This is a genomic window from Thalassotalea montiporae (assembly GCF_053485855.1).
Map to the genome: position 1 here is coordinate 328,251 of NZ_JBQRUO010000001.1, position 19,038 is coordinate 347,288.

A 19,038-nucleotide genomic window follows, 5' to 3' on the forward strand; every position below is an offset into this window, starting at 1 on the left:
CCTTCTCTATCTTTGCTAAATCTTTATGTTGGTTAAATTTGGGTTAGCTGAATTTGCACTGGCGTAGCCGCAATCGAGGTAACCGCCAGTACCGTTTGATTATTGTCATGGCTAAGCACTTGGTAATGTTCCCCTTGGCCTTGCCATAGCCCATTTAGGGTCAGCTGGTTGGTTTTGGCTTGTGGCTGGTTATGTCGCCACTTGGTGGAATAAATACTGACTTCTTTTTGTTTACCATCAACTCCTACTTGATTGGCATCAACCCCTTGGTACAAGTTTAAGTCGGGATCGGTAACCGCGAGTTTTAGCACCGAGGCCTGCTTGCCCTGTTTAGCTGGCGAAGCAGCTGAAGTCTTGACTTGCGCCATAACCATAATCGGGGTGTCGTTGGCGGCAATTAAGCTATCAGCCAATTGCTGGTTGCTGCTAAATAACGCATAGCCAGTAATATCCGTCGCCTTATCGTGAACGATATGAGCATGCTTATCTTGCTGTAATACCTGATATGGTGGTGTTTTACTGTCTAGCTGCTGATGAAAGTTTTGTGCTTCTGTCGGCGTACTGCCAATTAATACGGCGTACTGATAACTGGCATTTTGTGGCGCTTTACCGTGGCTTAACACTAGGCTGGCAAAGTCCCCTTCGGTTGGCTGTTTGCGCTCATTTTCCAGTGATTGCTGATGCTGGCGGGCAAATAATACAGTTTGGTCTTTAGGTATAAAGTAAGCGTTATTTAGGGTATCTAGATAGAAACTATCGGTATTGAGCTGTGTGGGCTTGTTAGTGTTGTTCCCAGTGATCGCTTGTGTGCCAATAAAGCTTGGTTGATCTTCACTGATACTTTGTTGGAATAGGGTGGTTTCCGTTGGATAGTGGCGATTGGAGTTACTGATATTGGAGCCTAGCGCCACCATGCGATTATCAAAGAAAAAGACGGATTTATTCGCGGTTAAATCATCGTTGTATTTGGCGTGCCCCTCCAACTTCATGGCGAACATGGCATTTTGCTGATCAAGATGATTTGCCCCCGCATAGCTTTGCGTTGACAATAACATCTCTTCAACACCCGAGTATTGATCCACTTGATAAATATTCGCAGCGAGTAAATCTAACGGTAAGTGAACTGTGGTGGTGCCGGGCCAGCGGTTCCAGTTCCAACCCGCTTCTTGATAACCGCCGTCTTGAGTTGCTGATGGCAGAATTTCGACATGACCATAATTCATATAGCGGCCAAAATGGTTAGCGTCGGCATAGCTTTCATTACCTACCAAGTAGCGGCTAAAGCCACGAGCGGTGGCCAGCCAGTCGTTACGTCGTTGTATGGCTAAGCTAGAGTAGTTCATGACCCAAGCGCCATTGGGTGTTGCTTCTGGGGTTATTGAAATGGCTTTGTTTTTGAGTTTATTGGTGTCGATGTTGGCTAAACGTAAGTAAGCACTAGCGACTTTTTTATCCCCCATTAAAGTGAGGTACTTAAACGGGGCTAGTGTGATCTCTTCGTATTTTTCAGGGTGCCGTCCAGCTAAACTTATCGGCGCCTTTAAACCATTAGAGAAAAGGCGTGTCATCATCACACCGTGGCGCAACCTCAGGTACGCATCATCTGACAGTGCAAATGGTGTATGGCTAAGGTAGTACACCACTGGGGTTAGGCCATTGAGACCACCATTGCCATAAGCGACATAATGCTGGGCGTGATGGTAAAAAGAGCCATCTGGCTGAATGCCGCCACTGAGCCCTTTTATTGCCAGCATAGAGTAGGACATCCATTGCGACAGCGCGCGTAAATAAGCAACCTGCAGATCTTGCTCAGTTTGCATTACGATCGACATTAACATACCGGGTAAAAAGGTATTCATGACATCGACATTAAAGCCATTGTTTTCTTGCTCAGGGCGGAAGATTCGGCCTAGGCCAGTTAGCCAAGCAATGGCTTGCTGGCTGTCTTTTAAAAGTTCAGGGTTAAGCATTTCACGGCCAAGAAACAGCGCTTTTGACCATTCACGCATCGAGTAGCCCTGGTGGTGCATTATACCGACCGCACTACCGCGCACATAACCTTGCTGATACATATGAGCAACCAGACTCGTAAATTGTTTTTTTACTTTCGCTTTCATATGTGCAGGTTTAGTTAGTCGATACGCTCTAGCGAGTTGAAGGAGATGCCTAGCGACTTGTCTAAATTTTACCGTTTCTTTATTTAGTGATTGCCACTGTTGCTTATTTATTGGCGCTTTTTTGTAAACCTCTAATTGACGCCCCATTTGTATTGGCTTTAATTGGCCATTGTCGGTGAAGTAGCGTTCTTCGCCTCGATTGAGAGTATTTTCTGCGTACTTGCCTGAAACTAAGTTTTGTTGTTGGCTTCTCAACGCCTTACGGGTTTTGTGTTTAGCGCGCTCTTTCACTTTGCCGCTCTTGTTGAGTGAACTGTTAAAGCTATTGAGAATATCTTGATCGATGCGGGCGGTAATTTGTGCGATAGCGCTTTGCTCGGCGGAGGTTGTTGGTGTATGCGGTAATTGCTCGTACTGCTGTTGCCATTCGTCATAGGTCAGCAGTGCACCCCAATGTGCATTGGCCCTTGCCATGATCGCTTTATTAACATGCGGAACTTGAAAGTCTGGTGTTGGCCAACGAGGGTCAACAGGAATGCTTAGCGCCATTAAGTCGAAGTAAATGGTAGCCGTGGTGCTAGGAGAAAGAGCAGCTGGCGCCTTAACAATGAGCTGGTTCATCGCCTCATGTGGTTGCCCCTGCATATCTGTTTCAAAGGGGACTGCGACCGCTCGCCAGCCTTGGAAGTCAAGGTTAACATCAAAACTGACCGCTACCTGCTGGTTCTCAGCAAATTGAAAAGTTAGCTTATCTTTGATTGGTGTTTCATTGTATAGCCATGTCATAAAAGTATGGCGTGCTTGCTTTTTAGCGTTTGGGTTAAACGTCTTAAAGCCTATATGCTGATTTAACGTTAATTCACTGCCTGCGCTAAACTGCCACTTTAGTGAGTGTTGGCCGAATTTTGCTTGCTGGTCAGTAATCGTAAGCCGACTATTGGTTGCGTTAATCTGTTGCGAGTCGATGGTCTGTTCAAACGACAGTAATTGAGTTGTCTGCTCCGCTTGTGTTGTATGGCTTGTTGTTGTCAGTAATAGGACAATAGCGAAGATAAAGAATTGTGGATATGCGGGCAGTTTCATTTGTTCTTCCTTAATTCAGCTATTGCTCGTTAGTAATTAGTGGCGGTTCATTTAATAATGAATTATTTATCTTGTAAGATATCATATAACTAAGTTTGCTATTTGCAAGCAATACTTACACTTGCTAGCCTAGTTTCGTTTGTGCCTGCTTTTTCAACAAAAACTATTTAACTTTTCGACAAGTTTATTCTTGAGGTTCTATTTAATGTATGCTTATATGAAAACATATAACGTGCTAGGTGAGTCATTCACTAAGTTCAAGCATAGATAAAGTGTATTCACAGGAATAGATGCAATGACGCTGATAAATAAGAAAAAACTTTCCGGACTTTATTTGGGGGCAATTAGTGCTGCAGTGCTGGCATTTAGTGCTTGCAGTGAGCAGCCTAGTGCGGTGCAAGCAAGCAGCCAGGCGGCTAGCCCAGTATCTGATGAGCTAAGTAAAGCGGCCGTTTACCAAACTATGAAATACGTGTCTGACTGGCAGATGAGTAAGTTTAATCAGCAAACGAATCTGTTTGAAGGTTATGAAGAAGGCGCTTTTATGTCGGCAGATCAAGCTGATAGTCATCCGCAAGGCTGGGTGTATGCAGCGTTTCATGTTGGCATGGCGAAGTGGGCAAAATTAGCGGCAGAGCAGGGCGATGAAAGCTACTTCAAGCAATTGGCAGACATTGCCAAACGCAACCAATACCTATTTGCGCCTCGTATTTACAATGCTGATGACTATGCAATAGGTCAGCTGTATCTCGACTTATACGATCAATACCAAGACCCAAGTGTACTTGAACCACTAAAAACCATTTTCGACATTATTTTGTTATCGCCGTCGACCACAGATTTGTACTTCAAGAAAATTAAGGTTGACCCCAAGGCGGATCAAGATAACAACGAGCTGCCGTTTGATGAATTTGAAGGCCGACAGTTTAGTATCGTACCTTGTAAGAGTCGCTGGTGCTGGGCAGATGCGTTGTTTATGGGCCCACCTGTATGGATGCACTTAGCTAAGGTAACAGGCGAACAAAAGTACTTTGATTTTGCCAATAAAGAATTCTGGGAAACGGCAAATTTGTTATGGGATAAAGAAGACCACTTATTTTTCCGTGATACCCGTTTCTTTGACCGCCGAGAAGCCAATGGTGAAAAGATTATCTGGGCCCGCGGTGTTGGCTGGGTCGTTGCTGGCTTAGCGCGTATTTTAGAAAATGTTCCAGCAGAACATCCACAACGAGCTGACTATGAAGATATTTTCAAAAAAGTCATGGCACGCTTAGTCACCGCTCAGCAAGACGATGGCTTATGGCGACCTTCGGTGTTGGCACCTGAGTCACAGCCATATAAAGAAACCAGTGGCACGGCATTAATTGCTTATGCGTATGCGTCAGGCATCAATCAGGGATTGCTGGATAAGCAAACTTACTTGCCAACAGTGCAAAAGGCGTGGTCAGGCTTAGTTAATGCAGTACAGCCGGATGGCAAATTAGGCTGGGTACAGCAGATTGGTCATGCACCAGATACTGTTTCTGCAGATGACACACAAATATATGGTGTTGGCGGTTTTCTGTTAACGGGTGTTGAACTTTATAAGTTGGCAAATTAGCCAAGTTAGCTATGGCGAGATAGGTCTCCACTATTTTACACCCGATAAATACTCAACTAGCTCCTGAATAGTAGGCACCAGCAGAGTGCCCCTTCCAAGTTGCCCAGTAATAATATTACTGGGCTTTTTTTATCTTCCAAATCAACCTACTCACATATTTGTAACTATCTATCTGATTTTTAATGATTTAGTTTCGAACGAAAAATAATCAAAAAAGCGTTTGCTTATATTCTGGTCAGGTAGTATTGTTATCATATAAGCTGTAAACAACACTAAAACAAACGAGCTTTATCATTAACTGGCGTATCCAACCAAGTTAATGAAAAAATAATAAGTAGGGGATAAGTATGAATTACCAAAGATCACTGATCAGCAAAGCTATTGCTACCCACCTATTAGGTGCGGCTGTCGCCAGCGTGTCGCTTACTGCGTTTGCTGAGGACGATAAAGAAATTGAAGTTATTGAAGTTACCGCGCAAAAACGCGTTCAAAACATTCAAGACGTTCCGGTATCGGTTTCTGCGATTAGTGGCGATTTCATTGCCAATTCAGAGCTTTCAACATTTGCGGATATTGTTTCGCTGGCACCTGGTATTACGTTAGACCAAGGTGCTGAAACGCGTACTACATCGATTAGTATTCGCGGTGTTGGTTCAAGCCAAAACAATATGGGCATTGAACCAAGTACCACTATGATGATTGATGGCGAAGTATTGCCGCGCTCTTCTGCGCTCAATGGCGACTTAATGGATACTGAGCGAGTGGAGGTTCTGCGCGGCCCACAAGGTACGTTGTTTGGTAAGAATACGTCATCAGGTATTGTTCATTACATTTCAAAGCGCCCAGAGCTGGGTGAAAACTACGGAAAGGTAAAGTTTGCTACTGACGAGTACAGCCTAAAGCAAACACAGTTGACGACAAACTTTGGTGTGACTGACGATGTTGCGCTTCGCTTAAACCTGCTTTATAGCGACACTGATGGTTTTATGGAAAACCTTAAACCTGGTCAAGATGATATTGGTGCCCGTGATAGTCAAGGTGCACGATTGCAAGCCTTATATAAGCCAAGCGATATCTTCGACTTGCTTGTGCGTGCAGAATACAAAGAGAGTAGCAGTAATTGTTGTGGTTCAACCATTATTGAAACTGACCCAACACGCCAATTTAATGCTCACTTAAACCACCCAGCGATACGCGACTTTGTTCAGAATAATACTGGCTGGGGGGAGTTTGCCACCTATATGAGCGATGACCAAATTAGCGACATTGAAAACACAGGGTTCTCCGTTGAAGCTAACTACGATTTTGGTGATTACTTATTGACTTATACTGGCCATTATCGCGACTGGAGTTTGTTTAACAATACTGAATTTGGTGGTGCAACGTTAGATAATACCGAATTCTACTTTGGTGGTGAAAACGCCTTCCAATCACGCCAACATGAGTTAAGAATTTCGGCAGACAATGAGAAAGTGTCGTTTGTTGCTGGTCTATTTTATCAAAACGTTGATCAATCTCGTGAGGCCAAGGAAGCGTTCTGTAACCAAACCGCACGGGATACTTTCTGGAGTTTAGAAAACTGGGAACCAGGTAATGAAGCCAATGACGGCAACCCGACCGACTTTGATGTTGATGGCAACTTGCTAGCGTGTCGCAATGGTTGGCAAGAAACCGGTGGTATCGCCACAGGTGGCGGGCTTTACAACCAAATTGCTCAATATCGTACTACCGTGGAATCAACCAATAAGGCAGTATTTGGTCAGTTTGATTTCCACCTTTCTGAAGCGTTAACCGCTTTTGTTGGTGCTCGCTACTTAGATGAAGATTCGGAGCTTTATTATGAAGGTGGTCGTAACGCGACTCGTGCTTTATTAAAGCAATTAAATGGCCGAACGTTGAATGCTGCAGATCAAGAAGCACTGGGTTTTACTCATGAAGCAGACAGCAATGATACAGAATTTATTTACCGCTTAGGTGCGCAATATCGCGTAAATAAAGATCTAATGTTTTACGGCTCATACGGTACAGGTTACAAAGGTGTCGGTTGGTATAATGCGATCTCAAATGCTCCGGCAGATATTGCTAATGATGAACTAAACCCAGTTAAACCTGAAAAGTCAAAGTCGGTTGAATTAGGGATGCGCTCAGATTGGTTTGACAATGATTTGCGCTTGAATGTCACTGTGTTCCGCACTGAATACGAGGACTTCCAAGAGCGCGTGCGCGTTGAAGATGAAGATGAAGAAGCAGAAGACGGTACAGTTGGTCGCCCACTATTCGTTAATGCGGGTAAAGTGATATCTCAAGGTTTAGAAGTTGAGTGGAAAGCGATTTTATCTGAAAACATCACCCTAGATGGTACTTATGCCTTTATTGATGCGACGTATGATGAATTTGATGGATTCTTCCAGAACTGTCCTGCTGGGCTAAAGGGTACAGACGAATGTATGTTTGTGAATGACGGCGCTCTAGAAGTATTGATTCTTGAAGGTCGTGAATTAGCTCAAGCACCAGAGCATCAGTTCCGTATTGATGCTCGTTATGACTTTGACTTTATGGGGCAGGAGTCACATGTTCGTCTAGGTTATCGTTGGAAAGATGAAATTCAATACCGTTTCGACCATAACCCAGACACTATTCATCCATCTTTTGGCTTACTAGACCTTTACGTGGGTACCGAAGGAACAATTGGTGAGTACGATTACAACGTTAACCTATTCGTTAAGAACTTAACGGATGAAGAATACTACACTCGATTAGTTACGCGCTCTAATCAAGTGGGTGGTGGCTTACGAGGTGTTATCGGTAAAGATTCACAGCGATACTGGGGCGCATCAGTTACTTTCCACTTCTAAACCGAAAGCTTTGGTATCGTGGTTAATATCGCGATAAATTTTGCGAAGCAGCAGAAAACTGACGTAGTAAAAAAACCAGCCAATAGGCTGGTTTTTTATTGCGCTTTTTACCACCTTAAGATGCTCTTTATTTATTGTGATATGCCGAGAGTTTTGTCACAAGTAACTGGTTTGACAAGATCAAATACTTAGTTAAGTGGTTGATTGAGTAATGTTGGCTAATGTGCTTTCAGAAGTGGTGCTAAAACATATGATTTATATAGTGTTTAACAATTATTTTACTTTACATCGACAGATATAACTTTAATAATTGCAGCCAATATTAGTCGTAATCTAACCAAAATTTAGTCATGGCAGTGCAAAAGAAAAATCAGGGTTTTACATTAATTGAATTAGTGGTCGTTATTGTTATTCTTGGTATCTTAGCCGCGGTAGCCTTACCTCGCTTTATCAATTTAAATCAAGATGCAGAGCGCGCTGTGTTCAATGGTTTTGTCGGCGCATTTCGTTCAGGAGTTAACCTTTACCACCTAAGTTGGCAGGCAAAAGGGCAACCTGATCAAGCTTTTGCTGGTGTTACTAGCGTACCTTCGGCTACTGGCTTTCCTGCCGGTGGAAATGATATTACATCAGCGTTCGAAGGTGATTGTCGGATTATTTGGCAAGATGTGATTGACGATCAACCAATACCGAGCTTTATTACCGCTAATCACGGGTGGTCGTCTAGTGTCAACAGTAATAATGCACAATGGTCGAGCAATGCTGGTCAGCTAGCACTATTAAATGAGACCACTGATGTATTTTGTCATTTTGTCTACACTGGCGGATTTCTAAGTGGTGGATTTAGTGGTCAAGACGGTTCTCGCTTGCCAGTGATTCAATACAATATGCAAACAGGTGAAGTGCGCGCACTAGAGTGGCCGTATAATCCTTAGCAGACCTTAGCGCTGCTAGCGGAACTTTCTGTGCTAAAAAGGGCGTGTTTTACGCCCTTTTTTGTAGGTATTGTTACAGATTCTCTGTGAATAATTTGCTGGTTGGATTAGTCGGCGGTAGCCATAATTCGCATATAGGCAGCTTTCATCGCCTTTGTTTTTTCTGGGTATTTCTCCGCTAAATTGGTTTGTTGTCCGGGGTCATTAGCGAGATCATAAAGCTGATAGCAAGAACAGGCACCGGTTTCGATGTCTTCTTTTGCCAGTTTCTCATCACCCCAATAGGCAGGAATAAATAACCAGTTTTGCTCGCGATAGGCAGTTCGCCCACCCAATGCTTGCACAACTAACGCTTTTCTCCCCTTAGCTGACTTACCTAACAGCGTTGATAGGTGGTTTTCGCTATCGAGCGTATCGTTATTGCTAACTGGCTGCTGAGTAAGAGCTGATAAAGACGCTAACAAATCGAGCTGAGAAAATAGCTGCTCTGATTCGCTATTGGCTTCGATTGTCCCCGGCCAGCTGGCAAGCAGTGGCACATGCGCGCCAGCATCAAATAAGCTATATTTGCCACCACGGTAGATACCCCAAGGAGTATGCTCGCCGTTTTTGCTAACGGCCTGATCTTGATAACCATCATCTAGAACTGGGCCGTTATCAGATGAGAAAATCACCAGTGTATTGCGCGCTAAGCCTTGTTGAGCTAAGTGTTCGATTAACTGACCAATCGCCCAATCTGCTTCTAAAATCGCATCACCCCTTGGCCCTAGCCCTGAACTGCCGGCAAATCGCTGATGCGGCACTCGTGGTACATGAGGCTGATGTAAGCTGTAGAATAGAAAAAATGGTTGGTTTTGGTCTTGGTTTTTTAGGGTCACAGTTGGTACTACTTGGGCATCGATAAACTCTGTTGCTTTTGCCAAGAATAGATCTGACATATCTTCATCTCGCCACTGTGCCTTTTTCCCTCCTGTTTGATAGCCAATACGCGGTATGCCATTGTTAATACTATGGAAGTGACCGTTGCTAAACTTCATCTTGGTCATTAACTCTGGGTTGTCGAGACCAGTTGGCTGGTTTGCAAAGTTCTTTTGGTAGCTAACATATAAAGGATCGTCTGGCTCAAGGCCAATAACCGCACCATTTTCTAAATAGACATTTGGCACTCTATCATTCGTCGCCGCCATTATATAAGAGTAATCAAAACCCACTTGGTTTGGTCCAAGCGCTATGGTTTGGTTCCAATCGACCTGACCATGGCCAAGGCCCAAATGCCATTTACCAACAATGCCGGTGCGATAGCCAGCACGCTTGAGCATTTTAGGGAGCGTCTCTTGTGCCGGATCAATCAGTAATGGCGCATCACCGGGCAAGATCTTAGCGTTTTTACGCCACGGGTATTGGCCAGTCAACAAGGAGTAACGACTTGGAGTGCAGGTTGCGGCAGTAGCATAGCCTTGATTGAATTTCAGCCCCTGCTTGGCGATTTCATCAATATTTGGGGTTTGTAGCTTGCCCATTTGATAAGCGCTAACATCACCAACTCCCAAGTCATCGGCATAAATAATGACAATATTGGGCTTTTGTGTGTCTGCCTGTGAATAGCTGGAGACTAACAGAGCTAGTGCCACTAGCAGCATAGTGTTTACCTTAGTCATCATACCGCGCGCCTATAAATTAATGGTAAGCGGTTGATTTAGTCCCGCTAAGGTTTGCTCTAAATAGTCCACAAAGCCTTGTTTAGTGGCAATACCGTCGACATCTTGCGCCCAAGTACCAGCAAAGTAATAGTCCAGCTTACCTTGTGTTGGCTTCATCACCACTAAGTGGTTATGGCTATCTTCACTGACTTCAAGTAATGTCGATTTTTTATAGAAAATCGCCATGCCCATTTCATCGCCGACATAACTTTGTTTGCCAAAGGTTGCTATGTAAGCCCAGTCTCCTAGACTAGTGTCAGAGGTGATTAATTCACTCGGTTGGTGTTTAACAATACCTGTCACTAAATTATCTGGCGAGCCATCTATGGTTAATTGGTTGTGAGTCAAACGCGAGCCCGCGCTTAGGGTTAGATCACTAGTTAACTGAAATTTTTGCTCGGCGATTGCCCAGTCAGTATGCTTTACCTGTAAATGAGCGCGGATTGGTCCCTGCTCAATAATGTTGACACTCATATCGCTGGCGGTGGCAACCCGGCTTAACTTGCCATTTACCAACATACCTAAACCGCCGATGCCTAATGAGGGGCCAACCTTTAATATATCCATGCCCCACGGCGCTGGTTCATGGTAGCTAACGCCGATATGACCCACTTCCGGCAAGACTATATCAGGCACTCTTTTACCGAAAATATCGTTAACGTTTCGCTCGTCAAAGTAGAGGCGATAGGCAATTTTATCTGACTCCCAGCCTGGCCCTTCATAACGAAATTGAAAGTCACCGGGGATATGATCTTCTGGGATCTGTTGAAACTTAACAGGAATAAATTCACCACCTTGCAACTTGCCATCGGCGCCGCGAATACCACCTTGATTAATCGATAACTCAGCATGCGCGCGCGACGGGTATTGATGTGTCACTTGTCCTTTAGCTTGATAACTTAAGGTAAAGGTTTTATTTTGCTCGGCGTCAAGCTGGCTGATAAAGAGCAGGGCATCTGCTTGCCCATCACCATCATTATCAATCGTTTGACTAGCAACTTCTTGCTCACCTTGATACAGGGTTGCCGCGTTTAGGTTAACTTCTGACGCTAACGTTAATAGTTGCGCTTTAGCTATGGTGACTAGCTCTTCACTGCGATTTTGCTTTGTTGGGTTAGCGACTGAAAAGGAAATGCTCGACTCAGCCGGTGCAGTGGTCGATACTGTGTTATTCGAACCATTGTCGGTCGCGGTTAGTTTCGGCTGTGGCGAACAACCTAGCAGTGTGGTGGCTGCCGTCGCAGCCAGAAGATAGGTGAATTTACTTGGCTTATTATGCATGTCTTGCTTACCTGTTGTTTATTCCTGTCGCCATCGTTATCTAAATGGGTTCAACTTAGCACATTAGTGTTAAGTTGAACTTGGTGGGTACAGGTTATTGTCATCTTGTATGATTACATATAAGTAACGAATAGATGTCAACGTTTAATAAGTAACCAAAGGCGGAAGTTTGAGCTTACTTTAGCTTATTGGGCGAATAACCAGCGCTGTTCTTTATCCTTAATGGGAACATTGGCTAACACTAAGCAACTCGATACCTGATATTCATCTCCTGACAATCACTTCAGTGCTTTAAGTTAAGCGTTTGTTTACCATTGTATTTATTATGGCGAAAACAAATAGCGAAGTGATAATCACTCGATAGTTCCCCTGTATATCTGCAAATTATCTTTTTATTTTTACTTGTATGATAACATGAGGACTGATATCTTAATTAGTAAGTCAAGGTAATTAGCTTAGGGCGTATGATAATGAGTTCACAGCAAGCACTATTCTCGCTGCACGGTAAAGTCGCTTTGGTCACAGGAGCGAGTAGAGGTTTAGGCCGTGCGTTGGCGATTGGGTTAGCACAAGCGGGCGCGGAAGTGATTTGCAGCAGCTCTCGCCCTGGCGGTAGCGCTGATACGGAAGCTGCGATTACTGCAATGGGCGGTAAAGCTTATGGTTTAGCTGCAGATTTATCAGATCCTGATCAAGTAGCCAGTCTAGCTGCTCAGGCATACCAACTGACTGGCCGAATTGATGTACTGATAAATAATGGCGGCACAATTTCACGTTTTCCAGCAGCGGAATATCCACTCACCGAATGGCAAAAAGTGGTCGATGTTAACTTAAATGCTGCGTTTCAGCTCAGTCAGCTTATTGGTCAAAAAATGCTAGCGGCTGGTCAGGGTAAGATCATCAATATCGCGTCAATGCTCTCATTTCAGGGGGGCATCACAGTGCCAGCCTATACCGCGAGTAAGCACGCTATTGTCGGCTTAACCAAAGCGCTTGCTAATGAGTGGGCGGCTAGCAATGTGCAGGTGAATGCCATTGCCCCGGGCTACTTTAGAACTGATAACACCCAAGCGTTGCAAGACAACCCTGAGCGCAATCGCGATATTGAAAAGCGTATTCCTGCCGGGCAGTGGGGCGAGCCGGAGCAGTTGGTGGGCGCCGCAGTATTTTTGGCGACAGCTGCAAGCGACTACGTTAATGGCCATGTGTTGGCTGTTGATGGTGGTTGGTTAGCGAGGTAGGCCGTGATGAATCAACAAGCGTTAATAACTATAATAATGGGCACAACAACGGAATAGTATTATGACAATTGATTATGAAAACAGATATGCCATTGGTCATAACGAGGCTAAAGGATTTGATACCACTCAGCTAAGAGAAAACTTTCTCGCTGATGATTTATTTCAGCAAGACAAAATCAAGCTGGTTTACACACACTATGAACGATTAATTGTTGGGGGTATTGTGCCCGTCAATCAAACCTTATCGTTAGATGCCATTGACCCATTAAAAGCGCAACACTTTTTAGATCGACGTGAGCTGGGTTTGATCAATATTGGCGGCAGTGGCGTGGTGGTTGTTGATGGTCAGGAATACTTCCTTGATAACAAAGAAGCGTTATATGTGGGTGCTGGCAATAAGCTAGTAACCTTCCGTAGCCTTGATAGTGCATCACCTGCTAAATTTTATTTAAATTCAGCACCTGCCCATAAAAGTTACCCAACTAAAAAGGTCACTAAGGCTGAGGCAAATGTATTAGAGCTGGGCTCGCAAGAGACCTCAAACGAACGTTCAATTTATCAATTGATCATTAACGGTGTTGTCGATACCTGCCAGCTGCAAATGGGCATGACCAGCTTAAAGCCGGGTAGCGTGTGGAACACTATGCCAGCCCATCAACATGATCGCCGGATGGAAGCCTATTTATATTTTGATTTGGCACAAGACCAAGCAGTTGCCCACTTTATGGGAGAGCCTAAACAAACGCGCCTAATTTGGACGGCGAATGAGCAAGCGGTGATTTCACCAGCATGGTCAATTCACAGCGGCGCAGGCACCTCAAATTACACCTTTATTTGGGGAATGGCGGGCGAAAATTTAGATTACGATGATATGGATAAGTATGCGCCAACTGAGTTAAGGTAATGATAAGCAGATAAAAAACAGGCCAATAGGCCTGTTTTTTGTCTCTAGGAAGCGATGGGGGAAGTATGGTGATTAAGATAACAAAAATAATGATAATCACGCTGCTGAGCCTAATGATGTTAGGCTGCCAGCAACAAAGCAACAAGCTAACTCTTAGGGTCGGGCATACATTGGACATGGGACATAATGTCCATTTGTCACTGCAGCATATGGCTGAGCGACTGGCACATTACTCCGACGGTGAAATGGCACTCAAGCTATACGCCAATGGTCAGTTAGGCTCAGAGCGTGAAATGGTTGAGTTACTGCAAATTGGCAGCTTGGCCATGACTAAGGTCTCAGCGGCGGCGCTAGAAGGCTTTGTGCCAGATATGAAGGTCTACAGTTTACCTTATATCTTTCGCGACCGAGCCCATCGCTGGCAGGTGCTGCAAGGCGATGTCGGTAAAGATATTCTAGATTCCTTAGCGCAAGCACGGCTTGCTGGCCTTGGCTATTTTGATGCGGGGAGCCGCAGCTTTTATACCTGTGATGACATGGTGCACTCGCCACAAGATGTCGTCGGTAAAAAAATTCGAGTGATGAATAGCCAAACTGCCGTTAAGATGATTGATGCCTTTGGCGGTGCGGCGACACCTATTTCATGGGGGGAGCTCTACGCGGCCTTGCAACAGGGCGTGGTTGACGGTGCGGAAAACAATCCACCAGCATTTTATTCATCACGTCACTATGAGATCTGTCAAAACTATTCGTTAAATGAACATACCTCAATTCCCGACGTTATTATCGCAAGCAAGCATATTATTGATTCCTTGACCCTGCAACAGCAAGCATGGTTGGCACAGGCGATGAATGATGCGGTTGAGTTTCAAAAGTCGGGCTGGTTGGCGGCAGAAAACCACGCCTTAACCGAAGTTAAGAAAGCCGGTGTTAAAGTTGTCTATCCAGATAAAACCGAATTTTTCGCAGCTGTTGCTCCCTTTCACGCCACGTTTAACAATACCCTAGTAGGGCGTTACCTCGAGCGTATCAAACAAGTAAAAAACATGACTGTCGCTGACTATCAGCAGGAGGGCGCAGGTGAATAAAATACTACAAAGCTTGGACTGGATTATCACCCGGACCTTAATGGTATTGATGCTAGCGATAGTACTCACGGTTACTTGGCAAGTACTATCACGCTATATTTTGCAGTCGCCAAGCTCTGGATCGGAAGAGCTGGCGCGTTTCTTATTGATTTGGATAGGCATGCTAGGTGCCGTCTATTGTTATCGCAATAGAGCGCACTTAGGGTTAAATGTATTAACTAACAAAATGACGGCGCAGGGGCAATTAGTTGCGGCGCTTATTAGCCATGCCATGGTATTTTTCTTTGCGGTAACTACCTTGATCATGGGTGGCTTTAACTTAATTGATATGGCAATGTCGCCAGTACAAACCTCTGCTGCACTAGGCATTAAAGTAGCGCATGTTTATGCCATAGTGCCAATGAGTGGCATATTGTTCTGTATCTATGGCATCGCTGAAATTGCTGGGCTTTTAGAGCATGGTGTGATCAGTGAAGGGGAAGAACATGGAAGTTAGTGGCCTAATACTGATTGGCGTCTTCTTCGCGCTATTGCTGATTAACTTGCCAATTTCCGTGTGTATTGGCGTTGCCACCTTAGTGACCATGCTATTTAGCATCGACTTTATGCCAGCGGTAACCACCATAGCTCAGCGTATGGTGGGGGGCTTAAACAGCTTTGCCTTACTGGCGATTCCATTTTTTGTACTATCGGGATTATTGATGGGACAAGGTGGCGTTGCTCGGCGACTGATTGAATGTGCCATGGCATTAATTGGTATGTTACCTGGCGGTCTAGCCTTAGTTAACGTGTTGTCGTGTACTTTGTTTGGTGGCATATCCGGCTCAGCAGTAGCAGCAACTAGTGCGATTGGTAGCTTTATGATCCCAGAAATGGAAAAGCGCGGTTATGATCGCAATTTTTCATCAGCGGTCACAGCAACCGCAGCAACTACGGGAATGATCATTCCGCCTAGTAATATCTTGATTATTTACGCCATTGCCAGCGGTGGTGTGTCTATTTCGGCACTGTTTGTCGCTGGTTATTTACCGGGCGTGCTAGTGGCTAGCTTCTTGATGTTAGTCTGTTCGGTTTATGCGCTACGTCGGGGTTTTCCAACAGAGGACAGGTTACCAGTTAAACTGGTGGCGGAAAAGGTGCTTGCGGCACTGCCCAGTTTATTGCTGATTGGCATAGTTATTGGTGGCATTGTCGGCGGTATATTTACTGCAACCGAAGCGGGCGCAATTGCGGTGTTGTACTCTTTGTTCTTATCTGTCGTGCTGTATAAGGAAGTGAAGGTAAAAGAGCTTCCAGATGTCTTGCTAAAAGCGGCAGGTATTACCGCAATTGTGATGTTTTTAATTGCCACTTCGTCTGCGATGTCGTGGATTTTATCCTACGAAAACGTACCGCAAACCATCAGCGACGCCTTGTTAGTGTTAAGCGAAAACCCGCTGATTATTTTATTGATCATCAATATCGTACTGATTGTGGTTGGCGCCTTTATGGATATGACACCAGCCGTACTAATTTTCACTCCAATCTTTCTACCTGTCGCTGAGAGCTTAGGTATGTCGCCGATTCATTTCGGCATTATGATGGTGCTGAATTTATCGATTGGCCTGTGTTCACCACCCGTTGGAGCCGTTTTATTTGTTAGCTGCTCGGTCGCTAAAACCTCTATAGAGCGAATGATCAAACCTATGCTACCACTGTATTTTGCGATGTTTATCGCCTTAATGTTGGTGACTTATATTCCCGCGATTAGCGAGTTTTTACCTAAGCTATTTGGCTTAATGTAATGATTTAACCTAATTGGGATGGCCGCCAAGTTGTGTATAGCAATTATCTACTCTGATGTTGAAGTAAATGATGCGTAATAAACTAATGATATTACTGTGCTTGTTAAGCATGCACGTAGCCGCCCAGCCCAGCTCAGTTGTTCAAAAAAGCTCCATTGCGAGGCAGTCACTACCTGTCGATCACCCAATGCCAGTGTTACTGCAAGGTGACTATCGAAGCGATGAGTTGCATCAGGTACTTGGCAGCCGTCGAATTTATCAGGCTGACTTTTCGTCAAAGGAAAGTCTAGCTAAAGAGTGGCAAGTAGAAGGGCCTGCTAAGCTCACGTTAAATAAAGCTCAGCAACTGACTTTTGAATCGCAACTCACTACTGACTTTATTCAAGCTTATCAGCAAGGTTTATTTGATTTTGTGCCGAATCAACTCAGCCAATATTACCAAGTGCTGGGGCAGCTGGCGCAAGCGACACTGCCGAACGAGCAATATCAGCGTATGTTAGATGCACAGCAGCGCTTTAAAGGCGGGCATGTAGTGCTGTGGAATAAACAGCAACTTCCTGACAGTTACATTGTTGAGTTTGATTTACAGCACCAGTCGCCAATGGGACTGTTTATTTTGTTTTTCTCTGCATCTGGACTCAACAATGAATCCATTTTCTCGCCAGCGTTGGCCAAACGTAATGGCGTGTTTAAACAATATACCAGTGGTGATATTCAGTCTTACCACGTGTCCAGCTATACGCCACATCGCAGTACCGCGAATTTACGCAAAAACCATCATGGTGGCCAGTTACTGAAAAGCCAACCTGATATGGCAGCATTGGCGCCGGATAAAGCCTATAAATATCGGTTAATCAAATGGCGTGATCGCTTTCAACTTTACTTAAACGATCAGCTGCAAATGGATTACGTGGATAAGGATAATGCCTTACAAGGTGGGCATGTCGGTTTAAGGCTTATGGCTAGTGCCCGTGCTATGGTCAGTGATTTTAATCTGTATCAATTGCAGCAAAATCCATTTGAATTACCTGCGAGCAAACAGCAAGTTACCGTTAGCAATAGCAAACAATTAATCGATGCGCTGGCTAAGGTAACAGCGGGCACCACTATTTGGTTGGAAAGTGGCAAATACCCTGATGTTGCTGCTGAACTAAGCACTTCAGGAACTCTTACCGAACGCATCTATATTAAAGCGAAACAGCCGGGACAAGTGTTATTTACCGGCAAACCGGCATTAAAAATTACGGGCTCGCACATTACCTTAACTGGCATTCGCTTTACTGACGGAAGCCGTTTTGATAACAGTGCTTATGTGGAAAATAAAGGCAATAAGATCAGCCAAAAAGCCCCATATATATTGGATCTTCAGGGGAGCTATATTCGCATTAGCAACTGCAGTATCGACTTTTTCGACCGTCATCATGCCACTTGGCTTAATATCGAAGGAAGTAAAAATCGAGTGGATCATTGCACCTTTGTCAATAAGCAAACTCATGGTGGTGTGCTAAGCAATGCTAAACCACCGGCCAGTGGCGCGTTTCACCGTTTTGATCATAATTATTTTTCACGCCCAGATATTGGTTCTGACAATGCTGAAGTGATTCGCCTTGCGACTGGATGGTCACATAATATCGATGCTTATATGACGGTTGAATACAACGTGTTTGAACAATGTAATGGCGAAGGGGAAGTGATTTCCGACAAGTCGAGCCGCAACACCATACGCCTAAATCGTTTTACCAATAACTTGGGTGGGCTGAGCTTACGCCAAGGCAATTATAGCCATGTTTATGGCAATTGGTTTGAGCGCCAGCAATCGCCGCATATAGGTAATATAAAAGAAAGTAGTCAGCATAAGCGTAGTAAGCGGGCTCGTGACTTTGGAGTCATGATCCGTGGTAAACATCATCTAATTGAGAACAATCATTTTCAAGGTGGTGGCCCCAACTTGGTGAAGCTAGTTAATGGGCAGCCAGAAGGGTACCAAAAGCCGGGGCGGCCAAAATCGTTACCGCGTCATCATATTGCAGCTGAACAGGTAGTGCTACGTCGCAATAATTTTATTCCAACGGGTGTGCTGGCTGAAATAGATAAGCGAAAACTTAATAAAGACCGCAGTGTTTTGGCCCATGATGTTAGTTTTATTGCCAATTTAATTTACGGTCAGCCTGGTTGGCAGTTACTATCCTCTATGCCCTATGAAGGCGTGAGTTGGCAGGATAATGGGATAGTTGATCTGCAAAACCCAGTTGCCGATCTAGATAAAGGCACTAATGGCTATTTTAAACGCCGAGCAGACTTGCCTAACGCTTACCAGCAACGTTTTGGTAGCCAACCATTAACTAACTACATGCAGCTTCATCGCGCTGGTGCAAGTTGGCAAGATTACCCAGTAGCACCACACTAATAAGTGTCTGTAGCTCACTGTTTACTTTGTTTATATAGCTCAA

12 protein-coding genes are annotated in these 19,038 nt (G+C 44.5%); 9 read left to right on the forward strand and 3 right to left on the reverse strand.

The window, feature by feature from the left end; genetic code table 11:
- Window positions 1–32 precede the first annotated feature (32 nt).
- Window positions 33–3,200, reverse strand: a complete 3,168-nt coding sequence (locus tag ACSLUR_RS01410; RefSeq protein ID WP_448551133.1) for a chondroitinase family polysaccharide lyase — start codon at window positions 3,198–3,200, stop codon at window positions 33–35.
- Window positions 3,201–3,495: 295 nt separating this feature from the next.
- Between ACSLUR_RS01410 and ACSLUR_RS01415 the strand changes: the two genes are divergently transcribed.
- The 3 genes from ACSLUR_RS01415 to ACSLUR_RS01425 all read left to right on the forward strand — a co-directional run bounded on the left by ACSLUR_RS01415 (window position 3,496) and on the right by ACSLUR_RS01425 (window position 8,590).
- Window positions 3,496–4,800 carry a glycoside hydrolase family 88/105 protein gene (locus ACSLUR_RS01415; RefSeq protein WP_448551134.1) on the forward strand — a complete coding sequence of 435 codons (1,305 nt, stop codon included), beginning with the start codon at window positions 3,496–3,498 and terminating at the stop codon, window positions 4,798–4,800.
- A 347-nt stretch (window positions 4,801–5,147) separates the two neighbouring features.
- Window positions 5,148–7,655, forward strand: a complete 2,508-nt coding sequence (locus ACSLUR_RS01420; RefSeq protein ID WP_448551136.1) for a TonB-dependent receptor — start codon at window positions 5,148–5,150, stop codon at window positions 7,653–7,655.
- Between the two features lie 350 nt (window positions 7,656–8,005).
- Window positions 8,006–8,590, forward strand: a complete 585-nt coding sequence (locus tag ACSLUR_RS01425) for a type II secretion system protein (protein ID WP_115999024.1) — start codon at window positions 8,006–8,008, stop codon at window positions 8,588–8,590.
- A 107-nt stretch (window positions 8,591–8,697) separates the two neighbouring features.
- Here ACSLUR_RS01425 and ACSLUR_RS01430 read toward each other — a convergent pair whose 3' ends face one another.
- Together ACSLUR_RS01430 and ACSLUR_RS01435 are read right to left on the reverse strand one after the other, a co-directional pair.
- On the reverse strand, window positions 8,698–10,251 hold the full coding sequence (locus ACSLUR_RS01430) for a sulfatase-like hydrolase/transferase (RefSeq protein ID WP_448551139.1): 1,554 nt from the start codon (window positions 10,249–10,251) through the stop codon (window positions 8,698–8,700).
- Window positions 10,252–10,260: 9 nt separating this feature from the next.
- Window positions 10,261–11,571, reverse strand: coding sequence for a DUF4861 domain-containing protein (locus tag ACSLUR_RS01435; RefSeq protein WP_448551141.1), 1,311 nt, complete (start codon window positions 11,569–11,571; stop codon window positions 10,261–10,263).
- 470 nt (window positions 11,572–12,041) lie between these two features.
- Here ACSLUR_RS01435 and kduD point away from each other — a divergent pair, with 470 nt between their 5' ends.
- The 6 genes from kduD (at window position 12,042) to ACSLUR_RS01465 (ending at window position 18,995) form a co-directional block, all read left to right on the forward strand.
- On the forward strand, window positions 12,042–12,812 hold the full coding sequence (gene kduD / locus ACSLUR_RS01440; protein ID WP_448551143.1) for a 2-dehydro-3-deoxy-D-gluconate 5-dehydrogenase KduD: 771 nt from the start codon (window positions 12,042–12,044) through the stop codon (window positions 12,810–12,812).
- 61 nt (window positions 12,813–12,873) lie between these two features.
- On the forward strand, window positions 12,874–13,716 hold the full coding sequence (gene kduI / locus ACSLUR_RS01445; protein WP_115999028.1) for a 5-dehydro-4-deoxy-D-glucuronate isomerase: 843 nt from the start codon (window positions 12,874–12,876) through the stop codon (window positions 13,714–13,716).
- Between the two features lie 89 nt (window positions 13,717–13,805).
- Complete coding sequence (locus ACSLUR_RS01450; RefSeq protein WP_448551145.1) at window positions 13,806–14,804, forward strand: TRAP transporter substrate-binding protein; 999 nt, start codon at window positions 13,806–13,808, stop codon at window positions 14,802–14,804.
- Window positions 14,797–15,300 carry a TRAP transporter small permease gene (locus ACSLUR_RS01455; RefSeq protein WP_448551147.1) on the forward strand — a complete coding sequence of 168 codons (504 nt, stop codon included), beginning with the start codon at window positions 14,797–14,799 and terminating at the stop codon, window positions 15,298–15,300. Before ACSLUR_RS01450 ends, ACSLUR_RS01455 begins: the two co-directional genes overlap by 8 nt.
- Complete coding sequence (locus ACSLUR_RS01460; protein WP_448551150.1) at window positions 15,290–16,588, forward strand: TRAP transporter large permease; 1,299 nt, start codon at window positions 15,290–15,292, stop codon at window positions 16,586–16,588. The genes ACSLUR_RS01455 and ACSLUR_RS01460 overlap by 11 nt, the downstream gene beginning before the upstream one ends.
- Window positions 16,589–16,655: 67 nt before the next feature.
- The gene (locus tag ACSLUR_RS01465; protein WP_448551152.1) at window positions 16,656–18,995 is read left to right on the forward strand and encodes a DUF1961 family protein; all 2,340 of its coding nucleotides are present in this window, start codon (window positions 16,656–16,658) and stop codon (window positions 18,993–18,995) included.
- The last annotated feature ends 43 nt before the right edge of the window (window positions 18,996–19,038 follow it).

What these genes read in the sequence shown, in the direction of transcription:
- kduD (WP_448551143.1), top strand. Translation starts at nt 12,042, where the DNA reads ATGAGTTCACAGCAAGCACTATTCTCGCTGCACGGTAAAGTCGCTTTG.
- ACSLUR_RS01450 (WP_448551145.1), top strand. Translation starts at nt 13,806, where the DNA reads ATGATAATCACGCTGCTGAGCCTAATGATGTTAGGCTGCCAGCAACAA.
- ACSLUR_RS01460 (WP_448551150.1), top strand. Translation starts at nt 15,290, where the DNA reads ATGGAAGTTAGTGGCCTAATACTGATTGGCGTCTTCTTCGCGCTATTG.
- kduI (WP_115999028.1), top strand. Translation starts at nt 12,874, where the DNA reads ATGACAATTGATTATGAAAACAGATATGCCATTGGTCATAACGAGGCT.
- ACSLUR_RS01420 (WP_448551136.1), top strand. Translation starts at nt 5,148, where the DNA reads ATGAATTACCAAAGATCACTGATCAGCAAAGCTATTGCTACCCACCTA.
- ACSLUR_RS01415 (WP_448551134.1), top strand. Translation starts at nt 3,496, where the DNA reads ATGACGCTGATAAATAAGAAAAAACTTTCCGGACTTTATTTGGGGGCA.
- ACSLUR_RS01410 (WP_448551133.1), bottom strand. Translation starts at nt 3,200, where the DNA reads ATGAAACTGCCCGCATATCCACAATTCTTTATCTTCGCTATTGTCCTA.
- ACSLUR_RS01465 (WP_448551152.1), top strand. Translation starts at nt 16,656, where the DNA reads ATGATGCGTAATAAACTAATGATATTACTGTGCTTGTTAAGCATGCAC.
- ACSLUR_RS01435 (WP_448551141.1), bottom strand. Translation starts at nt 11,571, where the DNA reads ATGCATAATAAGCCAAGTAAATTCACCTATCTTCTGGCTGCGACGGCA.
- ACSLUR_RS01425 (WP_115999024.1), top strand. Translation starts at nt 8,006, where the DNA reads ATGGCAGTGCAAAAGAAAAATCAGGGTTTTACATTAATTGAATTAGTG.
- ACSLUR_RS01430 (WP_448551139.1), bottom strand. Translation starts at nt 10,251, where the DNA reads ATGATGACTAAGGTAAACACTATGCTGCTAGTGGCACTAGCTCTGTTA.